Genomic DNA, 20,088 nt, shown 5'->3' with positions numbered 1-20,088 from the left:
TCTACTACCCGATACTTGACCTAGACTGACCTCCATCAGTCCTGTCCCGCGTCCCGCTTTGCTTTAAAGGCCTCTTGCATGTCCGATCCTCGTTACCAGGTCGACGTCAGCGTCGTCACTCGCTTTCTGGCAGACCAATCGCAACCCGAGCAGAACCGCTTCGCTTTCGCCTACACCATCACCGTGCAGAACAATGGCTCGCTTCCAGCCAAGCTGCTGTCCCGGCACTGGGTGATCACCGATGGCGACGGGCATATCGAAGAGGTCCGTGGTGCCGGCGTGGTGGGCCAGCAACCGCTGATCGCCGCAGGCAAAAGCCACACCTACAGCAGCGGCACGGTAATGACCACCCGGGTTGGCAACATGCAGGGCAGCTATCAGATGCTCGCCGAGGATGGCAAACAGTTCGACGCCGTCATTGCGCCCTTCCGCCTGGCAGTGCCCGGAGCCTTGCACTGATGGCGACCTACGCCGTCGGCGACCTGCAAGGCTGCCTGGAACCTCTGCAATGCCTGCTTGAACAAGTAGCCTTCGATCCCGCCCGGGATCGCCTGTGGCTGGTGGGCGACCTGGTCAACCGTGGCCCGCAGTCGCTGGAAACCCTGCGCTACCTGTATTCGATCCGCGACTCGCTGGTCTGCGTGCTGGGCAATCACGACCTGCACCTGCTGGCCGTCTGGCGCAACGTCGAGCGCCTGAAGAAATCCGACACTCTGCGCGAGATCCTGGAGGCTCCCGATTGCGAGGAGCTCTTGCAGTGGCTGCGCCAGCAGAAGCTGATGCATTACGACGAAGCCCGCAACATCGCCATGGTCCACGCCGGCATAGCCCCCCAGTGGTCGCTGAAGAAAGCCCAGAAATGTGCCGCCGAAGTCGAAGAAGCGTTGCGCGACGACAACCTCCTCGACCCCTTCCTGGACGGCATGTATGGCAATGATCCAGCGAAATGGGACAGTGATCTCAAAGGCGTGACCCGCCTGCGGGTCATCACCAACTACTTCACCCGCATGCGCTTCTGTACCAGCGACGGCAAGCTGGACCTCAAGAGCAAGGAGGGCCTGGACACCGCGCCTCCGGGCTACGCCCCCTGGTTCAGCCACAAGGAGCGCAAGACCCGGGACCTGAAGATCATCTTCGGCCACTGGGCAGCCCTGGAAGGCCATTGCAACGAGCCCGGCATCTTCGCCCTGGACAGCGGCTGCGTCTGGGGCGGGGCCATGACCCTGCTGAATGTCGATAGCGGCGTACGCCTGACCTGCGACTGCGATGCCCAGGGCCGCACCGCCGCTCTTTCCCCCGAACCCCTGCCGGCACCGGCAAAGCGCTAGCCGGCGCTGATTATCAAGCTCCAGGAGCCCGCCATGAGCGAATTCAAACGCATCCCCCCAGAACAGGCCCAGGCACTGCGCGAGCAAGGTGCGGTGGTGGTGGATATCCGCGATCCGCAAACCTACGCGCTGAACCACATCAGTGGCTCGCAACACCTGGACAATCACTCCATTTCCGACTTCATCCGCGCTGCTGACCTCGACGCTCCGCTAGTGGTGGTTTGCTACCACGGAAACTCGAGCCAGAGCGCGGCGGCCTACCTGGTCAGCCAGGGCTTTTCCGACGTCTACAGCCTGGATGGCGGCTTCGAACTGTGGCGCAGCACTTATCCAGCGGAAACCGCTCAGGGCAACCCTGAATAATTTTTTTCCGACGCTCTAGCCCGCGTACGACGCGGGCTGACGCAGTACCAGACGAACGGTAGCGGGCAACTAATTCCCCATCTCGCCTTGACCTCCCGGATTCCGAACTATCCTTAGCCTCAGGCCATCCAAATCAGGGGAGAGCCGGTACACCGGCGAGCGGGTCATCGGTACTAGCTTTCAAGGTCGATAGCTTTGAAAGTGTTCTGGGGGGTAAACAGCAGCTGGAAACTCAGCTGCATGCCAGCACTTGACTGACTGATCCGACGCCGGCTCCACGTATCGAGCGAGGTGACGTCATGAGTATTTTTAGCCACTTCCAACAACGCTTCGAATCCACACGCCAGGAAGAGTTTTCGCTGCAGGAATACCTGGAGCTGTGCAAGAAGGATCGAAGCGCCTACGCCTCGGCCGCCGAGCGCCTGCTGCTGGCCATCGGCGAGCCCGAATTGCTGGATACCTCGACCAATTCGAGGCTGTCGCGAATCTTCTCCAACAAAGTGATTCGCCGCTATCCGGCGTTCGAAGACTTCCATGGCATGGAAGAATGCATCGATCAGATCGTCTCCTACTTCCGTCATGCCGCTCAGGGCCTGGAAGAAAAGAAACAGATCCTCTATCTGCTGGGGCCGGTGGGCGGTGGTAAATCCTCCCTCGCCGAGAAACTCAAGCAACTGATCGAGAAAGTGCCCTTCTACGCCATCAAGGGCTCTCCGGTCTTCGAATCACCGCTGGGCCTGTTCAACGCCACGGAAGATGGCGCGATTCTCGAAGAAGACTTCGGCATTCCCCGGCGTTATCTCAACACCATCATGTCGCCCTGGGCCACCAAGCGCCTGTCGGAGTTCGGCGGCGACATCAGCCAGTTCCGGGTGGTGAAACTCTATCCGTCGATCCTCAACCAGATTGCCGTGGCCAAGACCGAGCCTGGGGATGAGAACAACCAGGACATCTCGGCCCTCGTGGGCAAGGTGGATATCCGCAAGCTGGAAGAATTCCCCCAGAACGACGCCGACGCCTACAGCTACTCCGGGGCGTTGTGCCGGGCCAACCAGGGCCTGATGGAATTCGTCGAAATGTTCAAGGCACCGATCAAGGTGCTGCACCCATTGCTGACCGCGACCCAGGAAGGCAACTACAACAGCACCGAGGGCCTGGGGGCGATTCCGTTTACCGGCATTCTGCTGGCCCACTCCAACGAGTCGGAATGGCACACCTTCCGCAACAACAAGAACAACGAAGCCTTCATCGACCGGATCTATATCGTCAAGGTGCCGTACTGCCTGCGGGTCACCGATGAGGTGAAGATCTACGACAAGCTGCTGTTCAACAGCTCCCTGGCCAAGGCCCACTGCGCCCCCGACACCCTGAAGATGCTGGCGCAGTTCACCGTGCTTTCGCGCCTCAAGGAACCGGAGAACTCCAACATCTACTCGAAGATGCGGGTGTATGACGGCGAAAACCTCAAGGACACCGATCCCAAGGCCAAGTCGATCCAGGAATACCGTGACAGCGCTGGCGTCGATGAGGGGATGAACGGGTTGTCGACTCGCTTTGCCTTCAAGATCCTGTCGAAGGTCTTCAACTTCGACCCTCACGAAGTGGCGGCGAACCCGGTGCACCTGCTGTACGTGCTGGAACAGCAGATCGAGCAAGAGCAGTTCCAGGCAGAAACCCGCGAGCGCTACCTGCGCTTCCTCAAGGAATACCTGGCACCGCGCTACATCGAATTCATCGGCAAGGAGATCCAGACCGCCTACCTCGAGTCCTACAGCGAGTACGGCCAGAACATCTTCGACCGCTATGTGCTCTATGCGGACTTCTGGATCCAGGATCAGGAATACCGCGATCCGGAGACCGGCGAAATCCTCAATCGCGTGGCCCTCAACGAGGAACTGGAAAAGATCGAAAAACCGGCCGGGATCAGCAACCCGAAGGATTTCCGCAACGAAATCGTCAATTTCGTCCTGCGCGCCCGGGCCAACAACAACGGCAAGAACCCCACCTGGCTCAGCTACGAGAAGCTGCGGGTGGTCATCGAGAAGAAAATGTTCTCCAACACCGAGGACCTGTTGCCGGTCATCAGCTTCAACGCCAAGGCGAGCAAGGAGGATCAGCAGAAGCACAACGACTTCGTCACACGAATGGTCGAGCGCGGCTACACCGACAAACAGGTACGGCTGCTATCCGAATGGTATCTGCGGGTCAGAAAGTCGCAGTAAAGCAGCTGCAAGCTTCTAGCCCCAAGCTGCGGGCACCTTGCCGTAGAGCCCTTGCGGGCTCTGCTGCAACGCTGCCTACCGCTTGAAGCTTATGTCTTGAAGCTCCCCGGAGGGGCCCATGAGCTATGTGATCGACCGACGTCTCAATGGCAAGAACAAGAGCACGGTAAACCGCCAGCGGTTTCTGAGGCGCTACCGTGACCACATTAAAAAGGCCGTCGAAGAGGCGGTTAGCCGGCGCTCCATCACCGATATGGAGCATGGCGAGCAAATCAGCATTCCCGGGCGGGATATCGACGAGCCGGTGCTGCACCACGGCCGTGGCGGCAAGCAGACCGTGGTTCACCCAGGCAACAAGGAATTCACTGCCGGCGAGCACATTGCCAGGCCTCAAGGCGGCGGTGGGGGCGGTGGCGGCCGGGGCAAGGCCGGCAACTCCGGCGAAGGCATGGACGAGTTCGTGTTCCAGATCACCCAGGAGGAATTCCTCGAATTCATGTTCGAGGACCTGGAACTGCCCAACCTGGTGAAACGCAACCTGACCGGAACCGACACCTTCAAGACCGTACGAGCCGGGATCAGCAACGAAGGCAACCCGGCCCGGATCAATATCATCCGTACCTTGCGGTCGGCCCACGCGCGGCGCATTGCCTTGTCCGGCAGCAGCCGGGCCAAGCTGCGCGAAGCCAAGGAAGAACTGGCGCGCCTGAAGCGGGAAGAACCGGACAATTTCGGCGATATCCAGGAGCTTGAGGCGGAAATCGAGCGCCTGAGTGCCCGGATTCACCGCGTGCCCTTCCTCGACACCTTCGACCTCAAGTACAACCTGCTGGTGAAACAGCCCAACCCCAGCTCCAAGGCGGTGATGTTCTGCCTGATGGACGTTTCCGGCTCCATGACCCAGGCCACCAAGGACATCGCCAAGCGTTTCTTCATCCTTCTGTACCTGTTCCTCAAGCGCAACTACGACAAGATCGACGTCGTGTTCATCCGCCACCACACCAGCGCCCGGGAAGTGGACGAAGAGGAGTTCTTCTATTCACGGGAAACCGGCGGCACCATCGTCTCCAGCGCCCTGAAGCTGATGCAGGAGATCATGGCCGAACGCTACCCGAGCAACGAGTGGAACATCTACGCCGCCCAGGCCTCCGATGGCGACAACTGGAACGACGACTCGCCGATCTGCCGCGACATCCTGATCAACCAGATCATGCCGTTCGTGCAGTACTACACCTACGTGGAAATCACCCCGCGCGAGCACCAGGCCCTGTGGTTCGAGTACGAACGCATCGCCGAGGCCTTTTCCGATACATTCGCCCAGCAGCAACTGGTTTCGGCCGGAGACATCTATCCGGTCTTCCGTGAACTCTTCCAGCGCAGGTTAGTGACATGACCGCCAGAGAGCAGAAGCGCCAACCCATCTCCACCGGCTCGGAATGGACCTTCGAGCTGATCCAGGCCTACGACCGTGAAATCAGCCGTATCGCGGCCCGCTATGCCCTGGACACCTATCCCAACCAGATCGAAGTGATCACCGCCGAGCAGATGATGGACGCCTATGCCTCGGTGGGCATGCCCCTGGGCTATCACCACTGGTCCTACGGCAAGCACTTCCTCAGCACCGAAAAATCCTACAGCCGGGGCCAGATGGGCCTGGCCTACGAAATCGTCATCAACTCCGACCCTTGCATTGCCTATCTGATGGAAGAGAACACCATCTGCATGCAGGCGCTGGTGGTGGCTCACGCCTGCTACGGCCACAACAGCTTCTTCAAGGGCAATTACCTGTTCCGCACCTGGACCGATGCCAGCTCGATCATCGACTACCTGGTGTTCGCCAAGCAGTACATCATGCAATGCGAGGAGCGCCATGGCATCGATGCCGTGGAAGATCTGCTGGACTCCTGCCATGCCTTGATGAACTACGGTGTCGACCGCTACAAGCGGCCCTACCCGATTTCCGCCGAAGAAGAACGGCGCCGGCAGAAAGACCGGGAGGAACACCTGCAGAAACAGATCAACGACCTGTGGCGCACCATTCCCAAGGGCGCGGACAAGTACAGCGACAAGGACAATGCGCGCTTCCCCGCCGAACCTCAGGAAAACATCCTCTATTTCATCGAAAAACACGCGCCACTGCTGGAGCCCTGGCAACGCGAGATCGTGCGCATCGTGCGCAAGATCGCCCAGTACTTCTACCCGCAACGCCAGACCCAGGTGATGAACGAAGGCTGGGCTACCTTCTGGCACTACACCTTGATGAACGATCTGTACGACGAAGGCCTGGTCACCGATGGCTTCATGATGGAATTCCTCACCTCCCATACCAGCGTGGTATTCCAGCCAGGCTTCGACAGCCCCTACTACAACGGCATCAACCCCTATGCCTTGGGCTTTGCCATGTACCGCGATATCCGACGCATCTGCGAGGAGCCCACGGAAGAGGACCGGCGCTGGTTCCCGGAACTGGCCGGCACCGACTGGCTGTCGAGCATCAAGTTCGCCATGAGCAGCTTCAAGGACGAGAGCTTCATCCTGCAGTACCTGTCGCCCAAGGTCATCCGCGATCTCAAGCTGTTCAGCATCATGGACGACGACCAGAAGGACGACCTGCTGGTACCGGCAATCCATGATGAAAGCGGCTATCGGATCATCCGTGAAACCCTGGCCGCGCAATACAACCTGGGCAACCGAGAACCCAACGTGCAGATCTGGAGCATCGACCGCCGGGGCGACCGCTCCTTGACCCTGCGTCATCAGCAACACGACCGTAAACCCCTGGGGGATTCCACCGACGAAGTGCTCAAGCACCTGCACCGCCTCTGGGGCTTCGACATTCACCTGGAAACCCTGCAGGGCGACCAGGTGATGAAAACCCACCACGTACCGCCAAAGAGCGATCACAACGAAAACGACTACGGTCGCCTGGACCTGGCGGTTATCCACCTTTAAGCCCGATAACAAGCCTCCGGATGCGCGATACAAGGGTTATCCTGTCGCGCTAACGGAGGTTTTTTTATGCGGATTTACAAAGTCGGCGGCGCCGTGCGCGACCGCCTACTCGGCAGGCCGGTTACCGATATCGACTGGGTGGTAGTGGGTGCCAGCGCAGAGGAGATGCTCGCCAAGGGCTTTCGCCCCGTGGGCGCGGACTTCCCGGTGTTCCTGCACCCCAAGAGCGGCGAGGAATATGCCCTGGCCCGCACCGAGCGCAAGAGTGGGCGGGGTTATAGCGGTTTCACCTTCCATGCCAGCCCGGAAGTCACTCTGGAAGAGGACCTGATCCGTCGCGACCTGACCATCAACGCCATGGCCGAAGATGAACAGGGCCGCCTCACCGATCCCTACAACGGCCAGAAGGACCTTGAAGAGCGGCTATTGCGCCACGTTTCCCCGGCATTCGCCGAAGATCCCCTGCGAGTACTGCGGGTCGCCCGCTTCGCTGCCCGCTACGCCGGGCTGGGTTTTCGCGTGGCGCCAGAGACACTCGAGCTGATGCGCGAACTCAGTGAATCCGGCGAGCTTCAGGCCCTGACGGCCGAACGCAGCTGGAAAGAGATATCCCGCGCCCTGATGGAGGATCAGCCCCAAGTCTTTATCCAGGTATTGCGCGACTGCGGCGCGCTGGCGGTGCTGATGCCCGAAATCGACGCACTGTTCGGCGTACCTCAACCCGCGGTCCACCACCCGGAGATAGACACCGGCGCGCACACCCTCAGCGTTCTGCTGCAAGCCGCGTTGCATCAGCAACCCCTCAGCGTGCGCTGGGCCTGCCTGCTCCACGACCTGGGCAAAGGCCTGACACCCGAGGAGGAGTGGCCACGGCACATTGGCCATGAGCGCACAGGCCTGGAACTGATCAAGGCGGTCAATGAACGCTTCAAGGCGCCCCGGGAATGCCAGGAGCTGGCACTGCTGGTGGGCCAGTACCATACCCACGGCCACAAGGCGCTGGAACTCAAGGCCTCGACACTCCTGGAACTATTGCAAAATTTCGACGTGTTCCGACGCCCACAGCGTTTCGAAGAGTTCATAGCGGCATGCGAAATGGATGCTCGCGGCCGTCTTGGGCTGGAGTCGCGGCCTTATCCGCAGGCCGACTACCTGCGAGGAGCCGCCGAGGCGGCGCGCAAGGTGGCGGTTCAACCCTTGCTGGAACAGGGGTTCAAGGGGCCGCAACTGGGCGAGGCACTAAGGCTGGAACGACTGAAGGCCATCAAGGCCTACAAGGAACAGCACACGCCCTGAGTGAGTCGCGGACCGCCCCGCCGGGTCCGCGATTAGCCGAGGGTAGCTACAGGTCTGGAGGGGTCAGTTGCATGCCCCGCCATTCGAAGGCGACCGGGGCCAGCACCTGATCGATCTGCGCCTCGGCCCAGAGCGCCCCGAGGCTCTTGCCCGCCAGCGGATGCACCCGCTCGGGCGCCATCAGCGACAGCGGCCAGAGCACGAAGGCGTTCTTCAGAATCTCTGCCCGGGGCAGGATCAGGCCATCGAAATTGCCGGTCAGTTCACCGTAGAGCAATACATCGATATCCAGCGGCAGGCCTTTACGATCAGGGGCATAACGGCCGTTATCGGCCTCGATGAACTTCAGGCGCCGGTCCAGCTCGATCAGAGGCAAGTCGGTAAAAGCCGTCACCACCAGGTTGAAGAACGGGCCGCTCTTGACTCCCACCGGCTGGCTTTCGAACACCGGCGAGCAACGCATATCCACCAGAAAACCGGCCAGGGCATCGAGCCCGGCCCGCAGATGAACTTCACGCTCGATATTGCTACCGAGCCCCAGATACACCCGAGTCAGCGACATCCGCGCTCGATCTCCACACCCACACCCGAGGCAGCCGGGACGGCGCCAGGCTTGGTCAGTTTCAAGCGCAACCAAGGGATGTGAAATTCATTCATCAGAACCTCGGCAAGGCGCTCGGCAAAGGTTTCCACCAACTGGTACTGGGCATGCTCGGCAAACGCCTGGATCCGGGTGGAGACACTGGCATAGTCCAATGCCAGCGTCAGATCATCTCCAGCAGCTGCCGGGCGATTGTCCCAGGCAAAGCTCAGATCAAGACGCAGGCACTGTCGGATGCCGCGCTCCCAGTCGTAGGCACCAATCACGGTGTCCACTTCCAGCCCTTCGATAAACACTCTGTCCAAGCACTCTTCTCCGCAGCACGACAAGGGCGCAATGCGCCGTTAGAATCAGGGCTTCCTCGCCCGGAATAGTTAGCATGTTTTGGTTACTGGCGATTTTCGCCTACCTGCTCGGCTCTCTGTCCTTCGCCATTTTGCTCAGCCGCCTTACGGGTAATCCCGACCCGCGAATGAGTGGCTCGGGTAATGCCGGCGCCACCAACATGCTGCGCCTGGCCGGCAAGAAACTCGCAGTCCTGACCCTGCTGGGAGACCTGTGCAAAGGCCTGGTGCCTGTGCTGATCGCCCACCTCGCGGGCTTGTCCCTGCAACAACAGGCCTGGGTGGGGCTCTATGCCGTCCTCGGCCATCTGTTTCCACTGTACTTCCGCTTCCGCGGCGGCAAGGGTGTCGCCACCGCCGCCGGCATGCTGCTGGGGCTCTACCCCCCGGCCGCGCTGCTGGCCATCGCCGCCTGGGCGCTGACCTTCTATCTCACTCGTACCAGTTCACTGGCCGCACTGATCGCCACCCCCCTGACCTTGCCACTGCTGGCCTGGCAGGAACCGGAGGCGCTATTGCCGATGAGCGTGCTGACACTGCTGATCGTCTGGCGCCACCGCGGCAATTTACGCGACCTGTTTGCCGGGCGCGAACGGCATTTTTGAATCCCTCAGATGAAAAGGCCTCAGCCCGAGCCTCCCCGCATGAAATCAGAGAGCTGACAACTGCTCCATCGGCCAACGCGCCTGTACGCTGATCGCCAGGCTTTCCTGCTGCCCGGCCTGCAAGCGCTGGCAACCGGCAAAGGCGATCATCGCTCCGTTGTCGGTGCAGAACTCGGGACGGGCGTAGAACACATTGCCCTTCATTTCAGCCAACATCTTTTCCAGCAAAGCGCGCAATGCCTTGTTGGCACTTACACCTCCCGCAATAACCAGACGTTTGAGACCGGTCTGCTTCAAGGCACGCTTGCATTTGATGGTCAGAGTCTCCACCACCGCCTGCTGGAACGCGAGGGAGATGTCGCAACGGGTTTGCTCGCCGTCGTCTCCAGCGCTGACGCACTGCTGCCAGGTGTTCAAAGCGAAGGTTTTCAAGCCGCTGAAGCTGAAATCCAGCCCCGGGCGGTCGGTCATCGGCCGCGGAAAGACAAAGCGCCCCGCTACGCCCTGAGTCGCCAGGCGCGCAATCTCGGGGCCGCCCGGATAATTCAGGCCGATCATCTTCGCCGTCTTGTCGAATGCCTCGCCTGCGGCGTCATCCAGGGTCTCGCCCAACAACTCGTATTGGCCGATACCATCGACCCGAACCAACTGGGTATGACCACCGGACACCAACAAAGCGACGAACGGGAATTGCGGAGGTTGCTCCTCCAGCATCGGCGCCAGCAGGTGGCCCTCCATATGGTGCACGCCCAGGGCTGGAATGCCCCAGGCAAAGGCCAGCGCCTGGGCGCAGGAAGCCCCCACCAGCAAGGCACCGACAAGGCCGGGGCCAGCGGTGTAGGCAATCGCGTCGATCTCGGTAGGCACGCAGTCGGCCTCGGCCAGCACCTGGCGGATCAAGGGCAGCATGCGCTTGACGTGATCCCGGGAGGCCAGCTCCGGCACCACGCCACCGTAGGCGCGATGCAGGTCGATCTGGCTGAACAGCGCGTCGGCCAGCAGGCCCCGCTCACTGTCGTATAACGCGACGCCGGTTTCGTCGCAGGACGTTTCTAATCCCAGTACTAGCATGGGTTTGCGCCTTGTAGAGGCTGAATTCGAAGGCGCGCATAATAGTCGCCACTCCCGCGCCCGACCAGCGGTTTTCGATCAGAGGCTTTGCATTCCGAGCGTTGAGGGGTTAACATCCGCAACCCTTAAAAACCGACGACCTCAGCCGCGATTTTTGCGACGAGAACGTTGACCCCGGTAATGAATGAAGGTAGCTCTGGATGCCAGCCGTCAAAGTTAAAGAGAACGAACCCTTCGACGTAGCTCTGCGTCGTTTCAAGCGCTCCTGCGAAAAAGCCGGTGTTCTGGCTGAAGTTCGTAGCCGCGAATTTTACGAGAAGCCGACTTCTGAGCGTAAGCGCAAAGCAGCTGCTGCTGTTAAGCGTCATGCCAAGAAAGTTCAGCGCGAACAGCGCCGCGCCGTACGTCTGTACTAATACACAGACGTTCGTTGCAAGCTTCTGCCAAGCCCGGCCCTCAGCCGGGCTAATGGCATTTGCGGAATACGCTTGATGCTTCACCGTCGAAGCCGCCCATGCGACCCAGACGATTCTGCTTCACCACGTCAGACCTGGCTTCTTGCCAGCGGTGCACGTCTTTTCTGACGAGCCTTCCAAGGCTACTGACGAGCACACCCTTATCTGATTCCTACAGACGATCAGCCCAAGGCGCCCTTCTCCAGCGCCCGCTTAATGAGCTATCCGAGGCCAGCCCAAAGCCACTGTCGGACTCAGCGCAACACCTTCAAATAGTCGAATACTGATTGAAACTAACGTCAGTGGACGTTCGGCAGATACACTTCCCGACTGCGATCACGCCGAAAACCAGGGTCGAGCCGCGTAACCTCACGCTTGGCCGCCACCTGAACTTTCGACAGTGTCGCCAGGGCTATCTTTGCGCGCAGTGATGACGAGAACGCCATGGCCGGGCTTATTCCCCAGAGCTTTATTGACGACCTTCTGAACCGCACCGACATCGTCGATGTCGTCAGTTCGCGCCTGCAAATCAAGAAAGCCGGCAAGAACTACACCGCCTGCTGCCCCTTCCACAAGGAAAAGACCCCCTCCTTCAGCGTCAGCCCCGACAAGCAGTTCTACTACTGCTTCGGCTGCGGCGCAGGCGGGAACGCCCTCGGCTTCATCATGGACCACGACAACCTGGACTTTCCCCAGGCCGTCGAGGAACTAGCGAAGGCGGCTGGCATGGAAATCCCCCGCGAAGAGAGCAGCCGCGGCCAGCGCAAGCCTCGGCAACCCACCGACTCACCGCTGTATCCGCTGCTCACCGCCGCCGCCGACTACTACCGCCAGGCCCTGAAAAGCCATCCAGCGCGCAAGGCTGCGGTCGACTACCTGAAGGGGCGCGGCCTTACCGGCGAGATCGCCCGGGACTTCGGCCTGGGCTTCGCTCCGCCTGGCTGGGACAACCTGTTCAAACACCTGAGCAGCGACACCCTGCAGCAGAAAGCCATGATCGATGCCGGCCTGCTGATCGAGAACGCCGAGACCGGCAAGCGCTATGACCGCTTTCGCGACCGGGTAATGTTCCCGATCCGCGACACCCGCGGTCGAATCATCGCCTTCGGTGGCCGGGTTCTGGGGGACGACAAGCCCAAATACCTGAACTCTCCGGAGACCCCGGTCTTTCACAAGGGCCAGGAACTCTACGGCCTGTTTGAAGCCCGCAAGAACAACCGCAACCTCGACGAAATCATCGTTGTCGAGGGCTACATGGACGTCATCGCCCTGGCCCAGCAAGGCCTGCGCAACGCTGTGGCCACCCTGGGTACCGCCACCAGCGAAGAACACCTCAAGCGCCTGTTCCGCATCGTACCCAACGTACTGTTCTGCTTCGACGGTGACCAGGCTGGGCGCAAGGCCGCCTGGCGCGCCCTGGAGGCGACCCTGACCTGCTTGCAGGACGGGCGCCGCGCGCGCTTTCTGTTCCTTCCCGAAGGCGAAGATCCGGATACCCTGGTCCGCTCCGAAGGCACCGATGCCTTCCGCGCTCGAATCAACCAGCACGCACAGCCGCTGGCCGATTACTTTTTCCAGCAACTGATCGATGAAGCCGACCCGCGCTCACTGGAAGGCAAGGCCCATCTGGCGACCCTGGCCGCGCCCCTGATCGAGAAAATCCCCGGGGCCAACCTGCGTACCCTGATGCGCCAGCGCCTGAGCGAAATCACCGGCCTGACCAACGAAACGGTCAACCAACTGGCCCACAGCGCACCGCCCGAAGCGCCACCCGCCTACGACGCAGGCATCGATTACGACGCGATGCCGGATTATGCCGACTACCATGAGCCGCATCAGGAGGCGTACGCCCCACAACAAGAGTGGACGCCAAAGAAAAATGCCGGCGGCAAGAAGTGGGAAAACAAACCCTGGGACAAGAACGGCAAGGGCAAGCGCCAGGGCGATCGCGACCAGCCACGCGGCCCGCGCATTCCCGCTGCAGTGGAACCGCCGACCCTTTCAGCCTTGCGCACTTTGCTGCATCACCCGCAACTGGCAGAAAAAGTTGAAGATGCCGGGCATTTTGCCGATGACGACAACACCAATACCCAGTTGCTGGTGGCTCTGATCGAAGCCGTGCAGAAAAATCCTAAGCTACGCTCTATTCATCAATTGATGGCGCGCTGGCACGGCACCCAGCAAGGGCATCTGCTCACCGCACTGGCGGAAAAAGAATGGCTGATCGACGGAGATAACCTTGAACAACAGTTTTTCGACACCATTAATAGTTTGTCAGCTCGCCAACGCGAGCGTGTTTTAGAGCAACTTCTCAGGAAATCGCGTCAAAGCGAGCTCAGCAGCGAAGAGAAAAAACAGCTGGTTGAGCTTCTAAAACGCAATGTTCCCGCATCAAACCCGACCTCAACTGGCGCGTGAGGTCATAGCTCGGGTATAATCCTCGGCTTGTTTTTTGCCCGCCAAGACCTTCAGTGGATAGGGTGTTATGTCCGGAAAAGCGCAACAGCAGTCTCGCCTCAAAGAGTTGATCAGCCGTGGACGTGAGCAGGGTTACCTGACTTACGCGGAGGTCAACGACCACCTGCCGGAGGATATTTCAGATCCGGAACAGGTGGAAGACATCATCCGCATGATCAACGACATGGGGATCAACGTATTCGAGAGTGCTCCGGATGCGGATGCCCTTTTGTTGGCCGAAGCCGATACCGACGAAGCAGCAGCTGAAGAAGCCGCCGCAGCGTTGGCGGCTGTGGAAACCGACATTGGTCGCACTACCGACCCAGTGCGCATGTACATGCGCGAAATGGGCACGGTAGAGCTGCTCACACGTGAAGGCGAAATCGAAATCGCCAAGCGTATCGAAGAGGGTATCCGTGAAGTGATGGGCGCAATCGCGCACTTCCCTGGCACGGTTGATCACATCCTCTCCGAGTACACTCGCGTCACCACCGAAGGTGGACGCCTGTCCGACGTTCTCAGCGGGTACATCGACCCGGATGACGGCATTACGCCGCCTGCCGCCGAAGTGCCACCGCCTGTCGACACCAAGACCGCGAAAGCGGATGACGACAGCGAAGACGAAGAAGCGGAAGCGACCGAAGACGAAGAAGAAGCCGAAAGCGGTCCGGATCCGGTCATCGCCGCACAGCGCTTTGGCGCCGTCGCCGACCAGATGGAAGTCACCCGCAAGGCGCTGAAGAAACACGGCCGCGAGAACAAGCAAGCCATCGCCGAAATGCTGGCCCTGGCTGAACTGTTCATGCCGATCAAACTGGTTCCGAAGCAATTCGAAGGCCTGGTTGAACGTGTACGCAGTGCCCTGGATCGCCTGCGCCAGCAGGAACGCGCCATCATGCAGCTCTGCGTGCGTGATGCCCGCATGCCACGTGCCGACTTCCTGCGCCAGTTCCCGGGCAACGAAGTGGATGAAAGCTGGACCGACGCCCTGGCCAAAGGCAAGAGCAAGTACGCCGAAGCCATCGCCCGCCTGCAGCCGGACATCATCCGTTGCCAGCAGAAACTGACCGCTCTTGAAGTCGAAACCGGCTTGAAGATCGCCGAGATCAAGGACATCAACCGTCGCATGTCGATCGGTGAGGCCAAGGCCCGCCGCGCGAAGAAAGAGATGGTTGAAGCCAACCTGCGTCTGGTGATCTCCATTGCCAAGAAGTACACCAACCGTGGCCTGCAGTTCCTCGACCTGATCCAGGAAGGCAACATCGGCTTGATGAAGGCGGTGGACAAGTTCGAATACCGTCGCGGCTACAAGTTCTCGACTTATGCCACCTGGTGGATCCGTCAGGCGATCACTCGCTCGATCGCCGACCAGGCCCGCACCATCCGTATTCCGGTGCACATGATCGAGACGATCAACAAGCTCAACCGTATTTCCCGGCAGATGCTGCAGGAAATGGGTCGCGAACCGACTCCGGAAGAGCTGGGCGAACGCATGGAAATGCCTGAGGACAAGATCCGCAAGGTATTGAAGATCGCCAAAGAGCCGATCTCCATGGAAACCCCGATCGGTGATGACGAAGACTCCCATCTGGGCGACTTCATCGAAGACTCGACCATGCAGTCGCCAATCGATGTCGCCACGGTTGAGAGCCTGAAGGAAGCAACTCGCGAAGTACTCTCCGGCCTCACTGCCCGTGAAGCCAAGGTACTGCGCATGCGCTTCGGCATCGACATGAATACCGACCATACCCTCGAGGAAGTCGGTAAGCAGTTCGATGTGACCCGTGAGCGGATCCGCCAGATCGAAGCCAAGGCGCTGCGCAAGCTGCGCCACCCGACGCGAAGCGAGCATCTGCGCTCCTTCCTCGACGAGTAAGCCCAAGACCCCCAGCCCAGCTGGGGGTTTTGCTTTTTGCAGCCCGTCCTTCTTTCCTTCCCCGCCCCATAGCCGGTCTACACTCGAAACATTCCCCGTGCCATAACGAGACGGTTATGCCCAGACTGTCGGCCATGCTCCTGCTGGCGCTGCTCACCTGGACCGCAACGGCTGGCGCGCTGACTCTCACCGACGAAGAACGTAGCTGGCTCAAGACTCACCCGGAACTGCGCCTGGGTGTGGACGCTTCATGGCCGCCTTTCGAGTATCGGGATGAAGAAGGCCGCTACCAGGGCCTGGCCGCGGACTACATCCACCTGATCCAGGAACGCCTGTCCGTAAACCTCAAGCCTGTCGAGCCCGCCAGCTGGACCGCGGTGCTAGAGGACGCCAAGCAGGGCAAGCTGGACCTGCTGCCCGGGATCATGTCGACCCCCGAACGCCAGAGCTACATGGCCTTCACCCGGCCTTACCTGGACTTCCCCATCGTCATCCTCGCCCATGAAGGCGGCGCGCAACCCCACAACCTCAAGGAACTGTACGGCCTCAAGATAGCGGTGGTGGAAAACTACGCCCCTCACGAACTGTTGCGCACCCACCACCCGGACCTGAACCTGGTGGCCATGCCCAATGTCAGCTCGGCGCTGCAGGCCCTGGCCACCGACGAAGTGGACGCCGTGGTCGGCGACCTCGCCTCCAGTGTCTGGAGCCTGCGTCAGCTCAAGCTCGACGGTCTCTACGTCAGCGGCGAAACCCCCTATCGCTATCAGTTGGCGATGGGCGTCCCGCGGGAAAACAAGGTCCTGGTAAGCATTCTCGACAAGGTGCTCGCCGACCTCAGCCCCGAGGAAATCAGCACCATCCAGCAACACTGGGTGGGCAGCGTGCTCGACCACAGGACCTTCTGGTCGGATGTCCTGATGTATGGCCTGCCTGGTCTTCTGCTGCTGGTGACCGTGCTGGCGGTGGTGATCCGTATCAACCGCCGCTTGAGCTCGGAAATTTCCCGGCGGGTCGCCCTGGAACAGGAACTGCGCAGCAGCGAATACCACTACCGCAGCCTGGTGGAAAGCCTGTCCGCGATTGCCTGGGAAGCGCGCATCAGCGACTTTACCTACAGCTATGTCTCGCCCCATGCCGAAGCCCTGCTGGGCTATCCCCTGGCCCATTGGCTGATACCCGGTTTCTGGCGCAACATCATCCACCCCGCGGACCTGACCCGGGCCCAGGCCTTCTGCGACCACGAAGTGCAGGCCGGGCGGGATCACAGCCTCGATTACCGGGTGATCGCCGCCGACGGTCGCTGCCTCTGGGTGCGCGACATCGTCAGCCTGATCGAGCATGGCCACGAACCGGTGATGCGCGGGCTGATGATCGACATCAGCGAGACCAAGCACACCGAAGAGGCCCTGCGCCTGTCCGAACAGAAGTTCGCCTCGGTGTTCCAGCAATGTCCGGACATCCTGGTGATTGCCCGGCTGTCCGACGGCTGCCTGCTGGAAGTCAACAAGGCCTTCGAGGAGCAGATCGGCCTGAGCGCGCAAAGCGTGGTTGGCCAGACCGCCACCGAGCTCAATATCTGGGGCATCCCCGGGGTCGGGCCGGGGCTGCTGCAACGCTTGCAGGCCGGCAGCATCCGCAATCTGGAAATGCCCTTTCGCCGGCATAACGGCCAGTTGTTCACCGGCCTGATCTCCGCCGAGCCCTTCGACCTCGACACCACGCCGGCGCTGGTGGTAGTGGTACGCGACATCAGCCAACTCAAGGAGACCCAGCAACAACTGCAGACCTCCGAGGAGAAGTTCGCCAAGGCCTTCCATGCCTCCCCCGATGGCCTGCTGCTGACCCGTCAGCGCGACGGGCTACTGATCGAGGTCAACGAAGGCTTCAGTCGCATCACCGGCTTCAACAGCGCCATGTCGCTGGACCGCTCGACCCTGGACCTGGGCATCTGGGTCAATCTCAATGAGCGCAAGCAGATGCTCGACCTGCTGCAGCGCGATGGTTTTGTCCGCGACTTCAACTGCCATATCCGGCGCAACGATGGCCAGATCCGCCTCTGCGAGCTGTCGAGCCGGCCACTGCCCATCGGCGGTGACGACTGCATGCTGACCATCGCCCGGGACATCACAGACCGACGCCTGATGCAGGAGAAGCTGCAACAGGCGGCGACCGTATTCGAAAGCACGGCCGAAGGCGTGATGATCACCGATACCCAGCAGCGCATCAGCGCAGTCAATCGCGCCTTCAGCGAAATCACCGGCTACAGCGAACGCGAAGCCCTGGGCCACACTCCGCGCCTGCTTGCCTCGGGCCTGCATGACAGCGCCTTCTACGCCGCGATGTGGCATCAGTTGACCCTGGAGGGCCACTGGCAGGGTGAGATCTCCAACAGGCGCAAGAACGGTGAGCTTTATCCCAACTGGCTGACCATCAATGCGGTGCGCAACCGGGAAAACCAGATCACCCATTTCGTCGCGGTGTTCGCCGATATTTCCAGCCTCAAGCACGCCCAGGCGCGGCTCGACTACCAGGCTCACCACGACCCCCTGACCGGCCTGCCGAATCGCACCCTGTTCGAAAGCCGGCTGCTCAGTGCCCTCAATAGCCAACAGGACAACGGCAGCCAGGGCGCGGTGCTGTTCCTCGACCTGGACCGCTTCAAGCACATCAACGACAGCCTCGGCCACCCGGTGGGCGACCTGCTGCTCAAGGGCATCGCCGTGCGCCTGAAGGAACAGCTGAGGGATATCGACACCGTGGCCCGCCTGGGTGGCGACGAATTCATCATCCTGCTGCCGGGCCTGCACCAGGCCAGCGATGCCGATCACATCGCCACCAAGCTGCTGAACTGCTTTACCGCCCCCTTCCAGGCCGGCGAACACGAGTTTTTCATCAGCGCCAGCATCGGCACCAGCCTGTACCCCAAGGACGGCTGCGATGTCGCCACCCTGATCAAGAACGCCGACGCCGCCATGTATCGCTCCAAGGCCAAGGGCCGCAACCGCGTGGAGCGCTACACCCGCGACCTGACCGCCCAGGCCAGCGAACGGGTAGCCCTGGAGCACGAGCTGCGGCGAGCCATAGAGCGCAACGAGCTGTCACTGTATTTCCAACCCAAGATCAGCCTCAGCAACCACGAGCTGGTGGGCGCCGAAGCCCTGATCCGCTGGCATCACCCCACTTTCGGCGATGTGCCCCCAGAGCACTTCATTCCCCTGGCCGAAGAAAATGGCATGATCCTGCTGATCGGCGACTGGGTACTGGAACAGGCCTGCCTGCAACTCAACAACTGGAACCGGCGCTTTGAGGATTTCGGCCCGCTGTCGGTGAACCTCGCCGGCGCCCAGTTGCGCCAGCCCAACCTGCTGGGGCGTATCGAGCAACTGCTGCGCGACTATGAACTGCAGCCCGGAATGCTACAGCTGGAGATCACCGAGAATTTCATCATGAGCCAGGCCGAAGAAGCCCTGGAAGTGCTGCATCAGCTCAAGCGCCTGGGCGTGCAACTGGCCATCGACGACTTCGGCACCGGCTACTCGTCCCTCAGCTACCTCAAGCGCCTGCCCCTGGACTTTCTCAAGATCGACCAGTCCTTTGTCCGCGGGCTGCCGGACGACCCCCACGACGTGGCGATTGTCCGCGCCATCATCGCCCTGGGGCGCAGCATGCAGTTCACGGTGATTGCCGAAGGCGTGGAAAACCAGGAGCAGCAGACCTTCCTAACCCTGGAAGGCTGCGAACAGATCCAGGGTTATATCGTCAGCCTGCCCCTTGAAGCCGAGGAGTTCTGTACGACCTTCCTGCGGATCCGAGTTTCCGATTTTTCGGATAGCACAGCCGAGAAACCATCGCTATAATCCGGCGCCTACTGAGGGCCTATAGCTCAGTTGGTTAGAGCAGAGGACTCATAATCCTTTGGTCCACGGTTCAAGTCCGTGTGGGCCCACCAAACAAGAAAGCCGCGCAATGCGCGGCTTTCGCTTTTCTGAATCGTTCAAGAAATAGCCCCTCCTTTCCTGTTCCGCCCATACAAGCTCAGTTAACGCTGGACAGGGCCGGGATGGCCCCTAGAAGCCTCTTCTGCCCTCATCGCCGACCACCGATACAGACAGTCAACTTCTACTGCCATAGCGCAACTTCATCAGTTGAGCGGAGAGTTAAACCTCCGCTAGAGGCGTGCGGCGGATACTGGTCTGACGCGAATTGGCGGCGATCCTGACCGGCCCGCCGCTCCTGAACCTGAAGCACGTCGTTCTGTGGAACGTCCAGATCCTGCCGCATGGTCAGAGCCTGCCCCCCCCGAGCGAAAAAGTGATCAGGTGTGGCAGCACAGCAAGGCTTTCCAGCAACGCTTAGATGCCGACGGCAACTGGCTACGTCAGACCGTTGGGACGATCCAGAGCAAAGCAACTGAGCACACAGTGGAGGACTAGGCCATGGGCGCGCTCAATATGCTCTCAGGCGGGCCGGCCAGCCTGAATGCCATGAGCCACCTACACCAGACCACAGGCCTGC

The 20,088-nt window shown here is 60.6% G+C and carries 15 protein-coding genes and 1 tRNA gene; 13 read left to right on the top strand and 3 right to left on the bottom strand.

The annotated features are described in order from the left end of the window. The first annotated feature begins 78 nt into the window (after positions 1–78). The 7 genes from apaG (at position 79) to AC07R1_RS14055 (ending at position 8,161) form a co-directional block, all read left to right on the top strand. Positions 79–459 carry a Co2+/Mg2+ efflux facilitator ApaG/CorD gene (gene apaG / locus AC07R1_RS14085; RefSeq protein WP_401401817.1) on the top strand — a complete coding sequence of 127 codons (381 nt, stop codon included), beginning with the start codon at positions 79–81 and terminating at the stop codon, positions 457–459. After that, positions 459–1,328: a symmetrical bis(5'-nucleosyl)-tetraphosphatase gene (locus AC07R1_RS14080; protein ID WP_401401815.1), complete on the top strand. Its 870-nt coding sequence runs from the start codon at positions 459–461 to the stop codon at positions 1,326–1,328. The genes apaG and AC07R1_RS14080 overlap by 1 nt, the downstream gene beginning before the upstream one ends. A 33-nt stretch (positions 1,329–1,361) precedes the next feature. Continuing rightward, the gene (gene glpE / locus AC07R1_RS14075) at positions 1,362–1,691 is read left to right on the top strand and encodes a thiosulfate sulfurtransferase GlpE (RefSeq protein ID WP_011063830.1); all 330 of its coding nucleotides are present in this window, start codon (positions 1,362–1,364) and stop codon (positions 1,689–1,691) included. A gap of 299 nt (positions 1,692–1,990) precedes the next feature. Further along, a complete protein-coding gene (locus AC07R1_RS14070; protein WP_011063831.1) occupies positions 1,991–3,913 on the top strand; it encodes a PrkA family serine protein kinase in 1,923 nt (640 codons plus the stop codon). A 118-nt stretch (positions 3,914–4,031) separates the two neighbouring features. Then, positions 4,032–5,306 carry a YeaH/YhbH family protein gene (locus tag AC07R1_RS14065; RefSeq protein ID WP_011063832.1) on the top strand — a complete coding sequence of 425 codons (1,275 nt, stop codon included), beginning with the start codon at positions 4,032–4,034 and terminating at the stop codon, positions 5,304–5,306. Beyond that, positions 5,303–6,865, top strand: coding sequence for a SpoVR family protein (locus tag AC07R1_RS14060; protein ID WP_011063833.1), 1,563 nt, complete (start codon positions 5,303–5,305; stop codon positions 6,863–6,865). The genes AC07R1_RS14065 and AC07R1_RS14060 overlap by 4 nt, the downstream gene beginning before the upstream one ends. 66 nt (positions 6,866–6,931) lie before the next feature. Then, positions 6,932–8,161: a multifunctional CCA addition/repair protein gene (locus AC07R1_RS14055; RefSeq protein ID WP_495110621.1), complete on the top strand. Its 1,230-nt coding sequence runs from the start codon at positions 6,932–6,934 to the stop codon at positions 8,159–8,161. Positions 8,162–8,207: 46 nt separating this feature from the next. Here the strand turns inward: AC07R1_RS14055 and folK are convergent, their stop codons facing one another. After that, positions 8,208–8,723, bottom strand: a complete 516-nt coding sequence (folK, locus tag AC07R1_RS14050) for a 2-amino-4-hydroxy-6-hydroxymethyldihydropteridine diphosphokinase (RefSeq protein WP_495110620.1) — start codon at positions 8,721–8,723, stop codon at positions 8,208–8,210. Continuing rightward, the gene (folB, locus tag AC07R1_RS14045; RefSeq protein WP_011063836.1) at positions 8,714–9,067 is read right to left on the bottom strand and encodes a dihydroneopterin aldolase; all 354 of its coding nucleotides are present in this window, start codon (positions 9,065–9,067) and stop codon (positions 8,714–8,716) included. Before folB ends, folK begins: the two co-directional genes overlap by 10 nt. A gap of 74 nt (positions 9,068–9,141) precedes the next feature. Here folB and plsY point away from each other — a divergent pair, with 74 nt between their 5' ends. After that, positions 9,142–9,711 carry a glycerol-3-phosphate 1-O-acyltransferase PlsY gene (gene plsY, locus AC07R1_RS14040; protein WP_019094979.1) on the top strand — a complete coding sequence of 190 codons (570 nt, stop codon included), beginning with the start codon at positions 9,142–9,144 and terminating at the stop codon, positions 9,709–9,711. 45 nt (positions 9,712–9,756) lie between these two features. On the opposite strand, the gene tsaD is transcribed toward plsY, so the two are convergent. Further along, entirely contained in the window at positions 9,757–10,782 is a 1,026-nt protein-coding gene (gene tsaD / locus AC07R1_RS14035) for a tRNA (adenosine(37)-N6)-threonylcarbamoyltransferase complex transferase subunit TsaD (protein WP_495110619.1), read from the bottom strand. A 200-nt stretch (positions 10,783–10,982) separates the two neighbouring features. Here tsaD and rpsU point away from each other — a divergent pair, with 200 nt between their 5' ends. The 5 genes from rpsU (at position 10,983) to AC07R1_RS14010 (ending at position 19,522) form a co-directional block, all read left to right on the top strand. Further along, on the top strand, positions 10,983–11,198 hold the full coding sequence (gene rpsU, locus AC07R1_RS14030) for a 30S ribosomal protein S21 (RefSeq protein WP_002551877.1): 216 nt from the start codon (positions 10,983–10,985) through the stop codon (positions 11,196–11,198). 483 nt (positions 11,199–11,681) lie between these two features. Beyond that, positions 11,682–13,655: a DNA primase gene (dnaG, locus tag AC07R1_RS14025; protein WP_019094980.1), complete on the top strand. Its 1,974-nt coding sequence runs from the start codon at positions 11,682–11,684 to the stop codon at positions 13,653–13,655. A gap of 67 nt (positions 13,656–13,722) precedes the next feature. Continuing rightward, positions 13,723–15,570, top strand: coding sequence for an RNA polymerase sigma factor RpoD (gene rpoD / locus AC07R1_RS14020; RefSeq protein WP_011063840.1), 1,848 nt, complete (start codon positions 13,723–13,725; stop codon positions 15,568–15,570). A 116-nt stretch (positions 15,571–15,686) separates the two neighbouring features. Continuing rightward, complete coding sequence (locus AC07R1_RS14015) at positions 15,687–19,430, top strand: EAL domain-containing protein (protein ID WP_495110618.1); 3,744 nt, start codon at positions 15,687–15,689, stop codon at positions 19,428–19,430. A gap of 15 nt (positions 19,431–19,445) precedes the next feature. Then, positions 19,446–19,522 (top strand) — tRNA-Ile (locus tag AC07R1_RS14010). The last annotated feature ends 566 nt before the right edge of the window (positions 19,523–20,088 follow it).

The organism is Pseudomonas sp. GW821-FHT07F01, from assembly GCF_059418825.1.
Note: the sequence above shows the minus strand (reverse complement) of the source record. Positions and strands in the feature narration are given on the sequence as shown.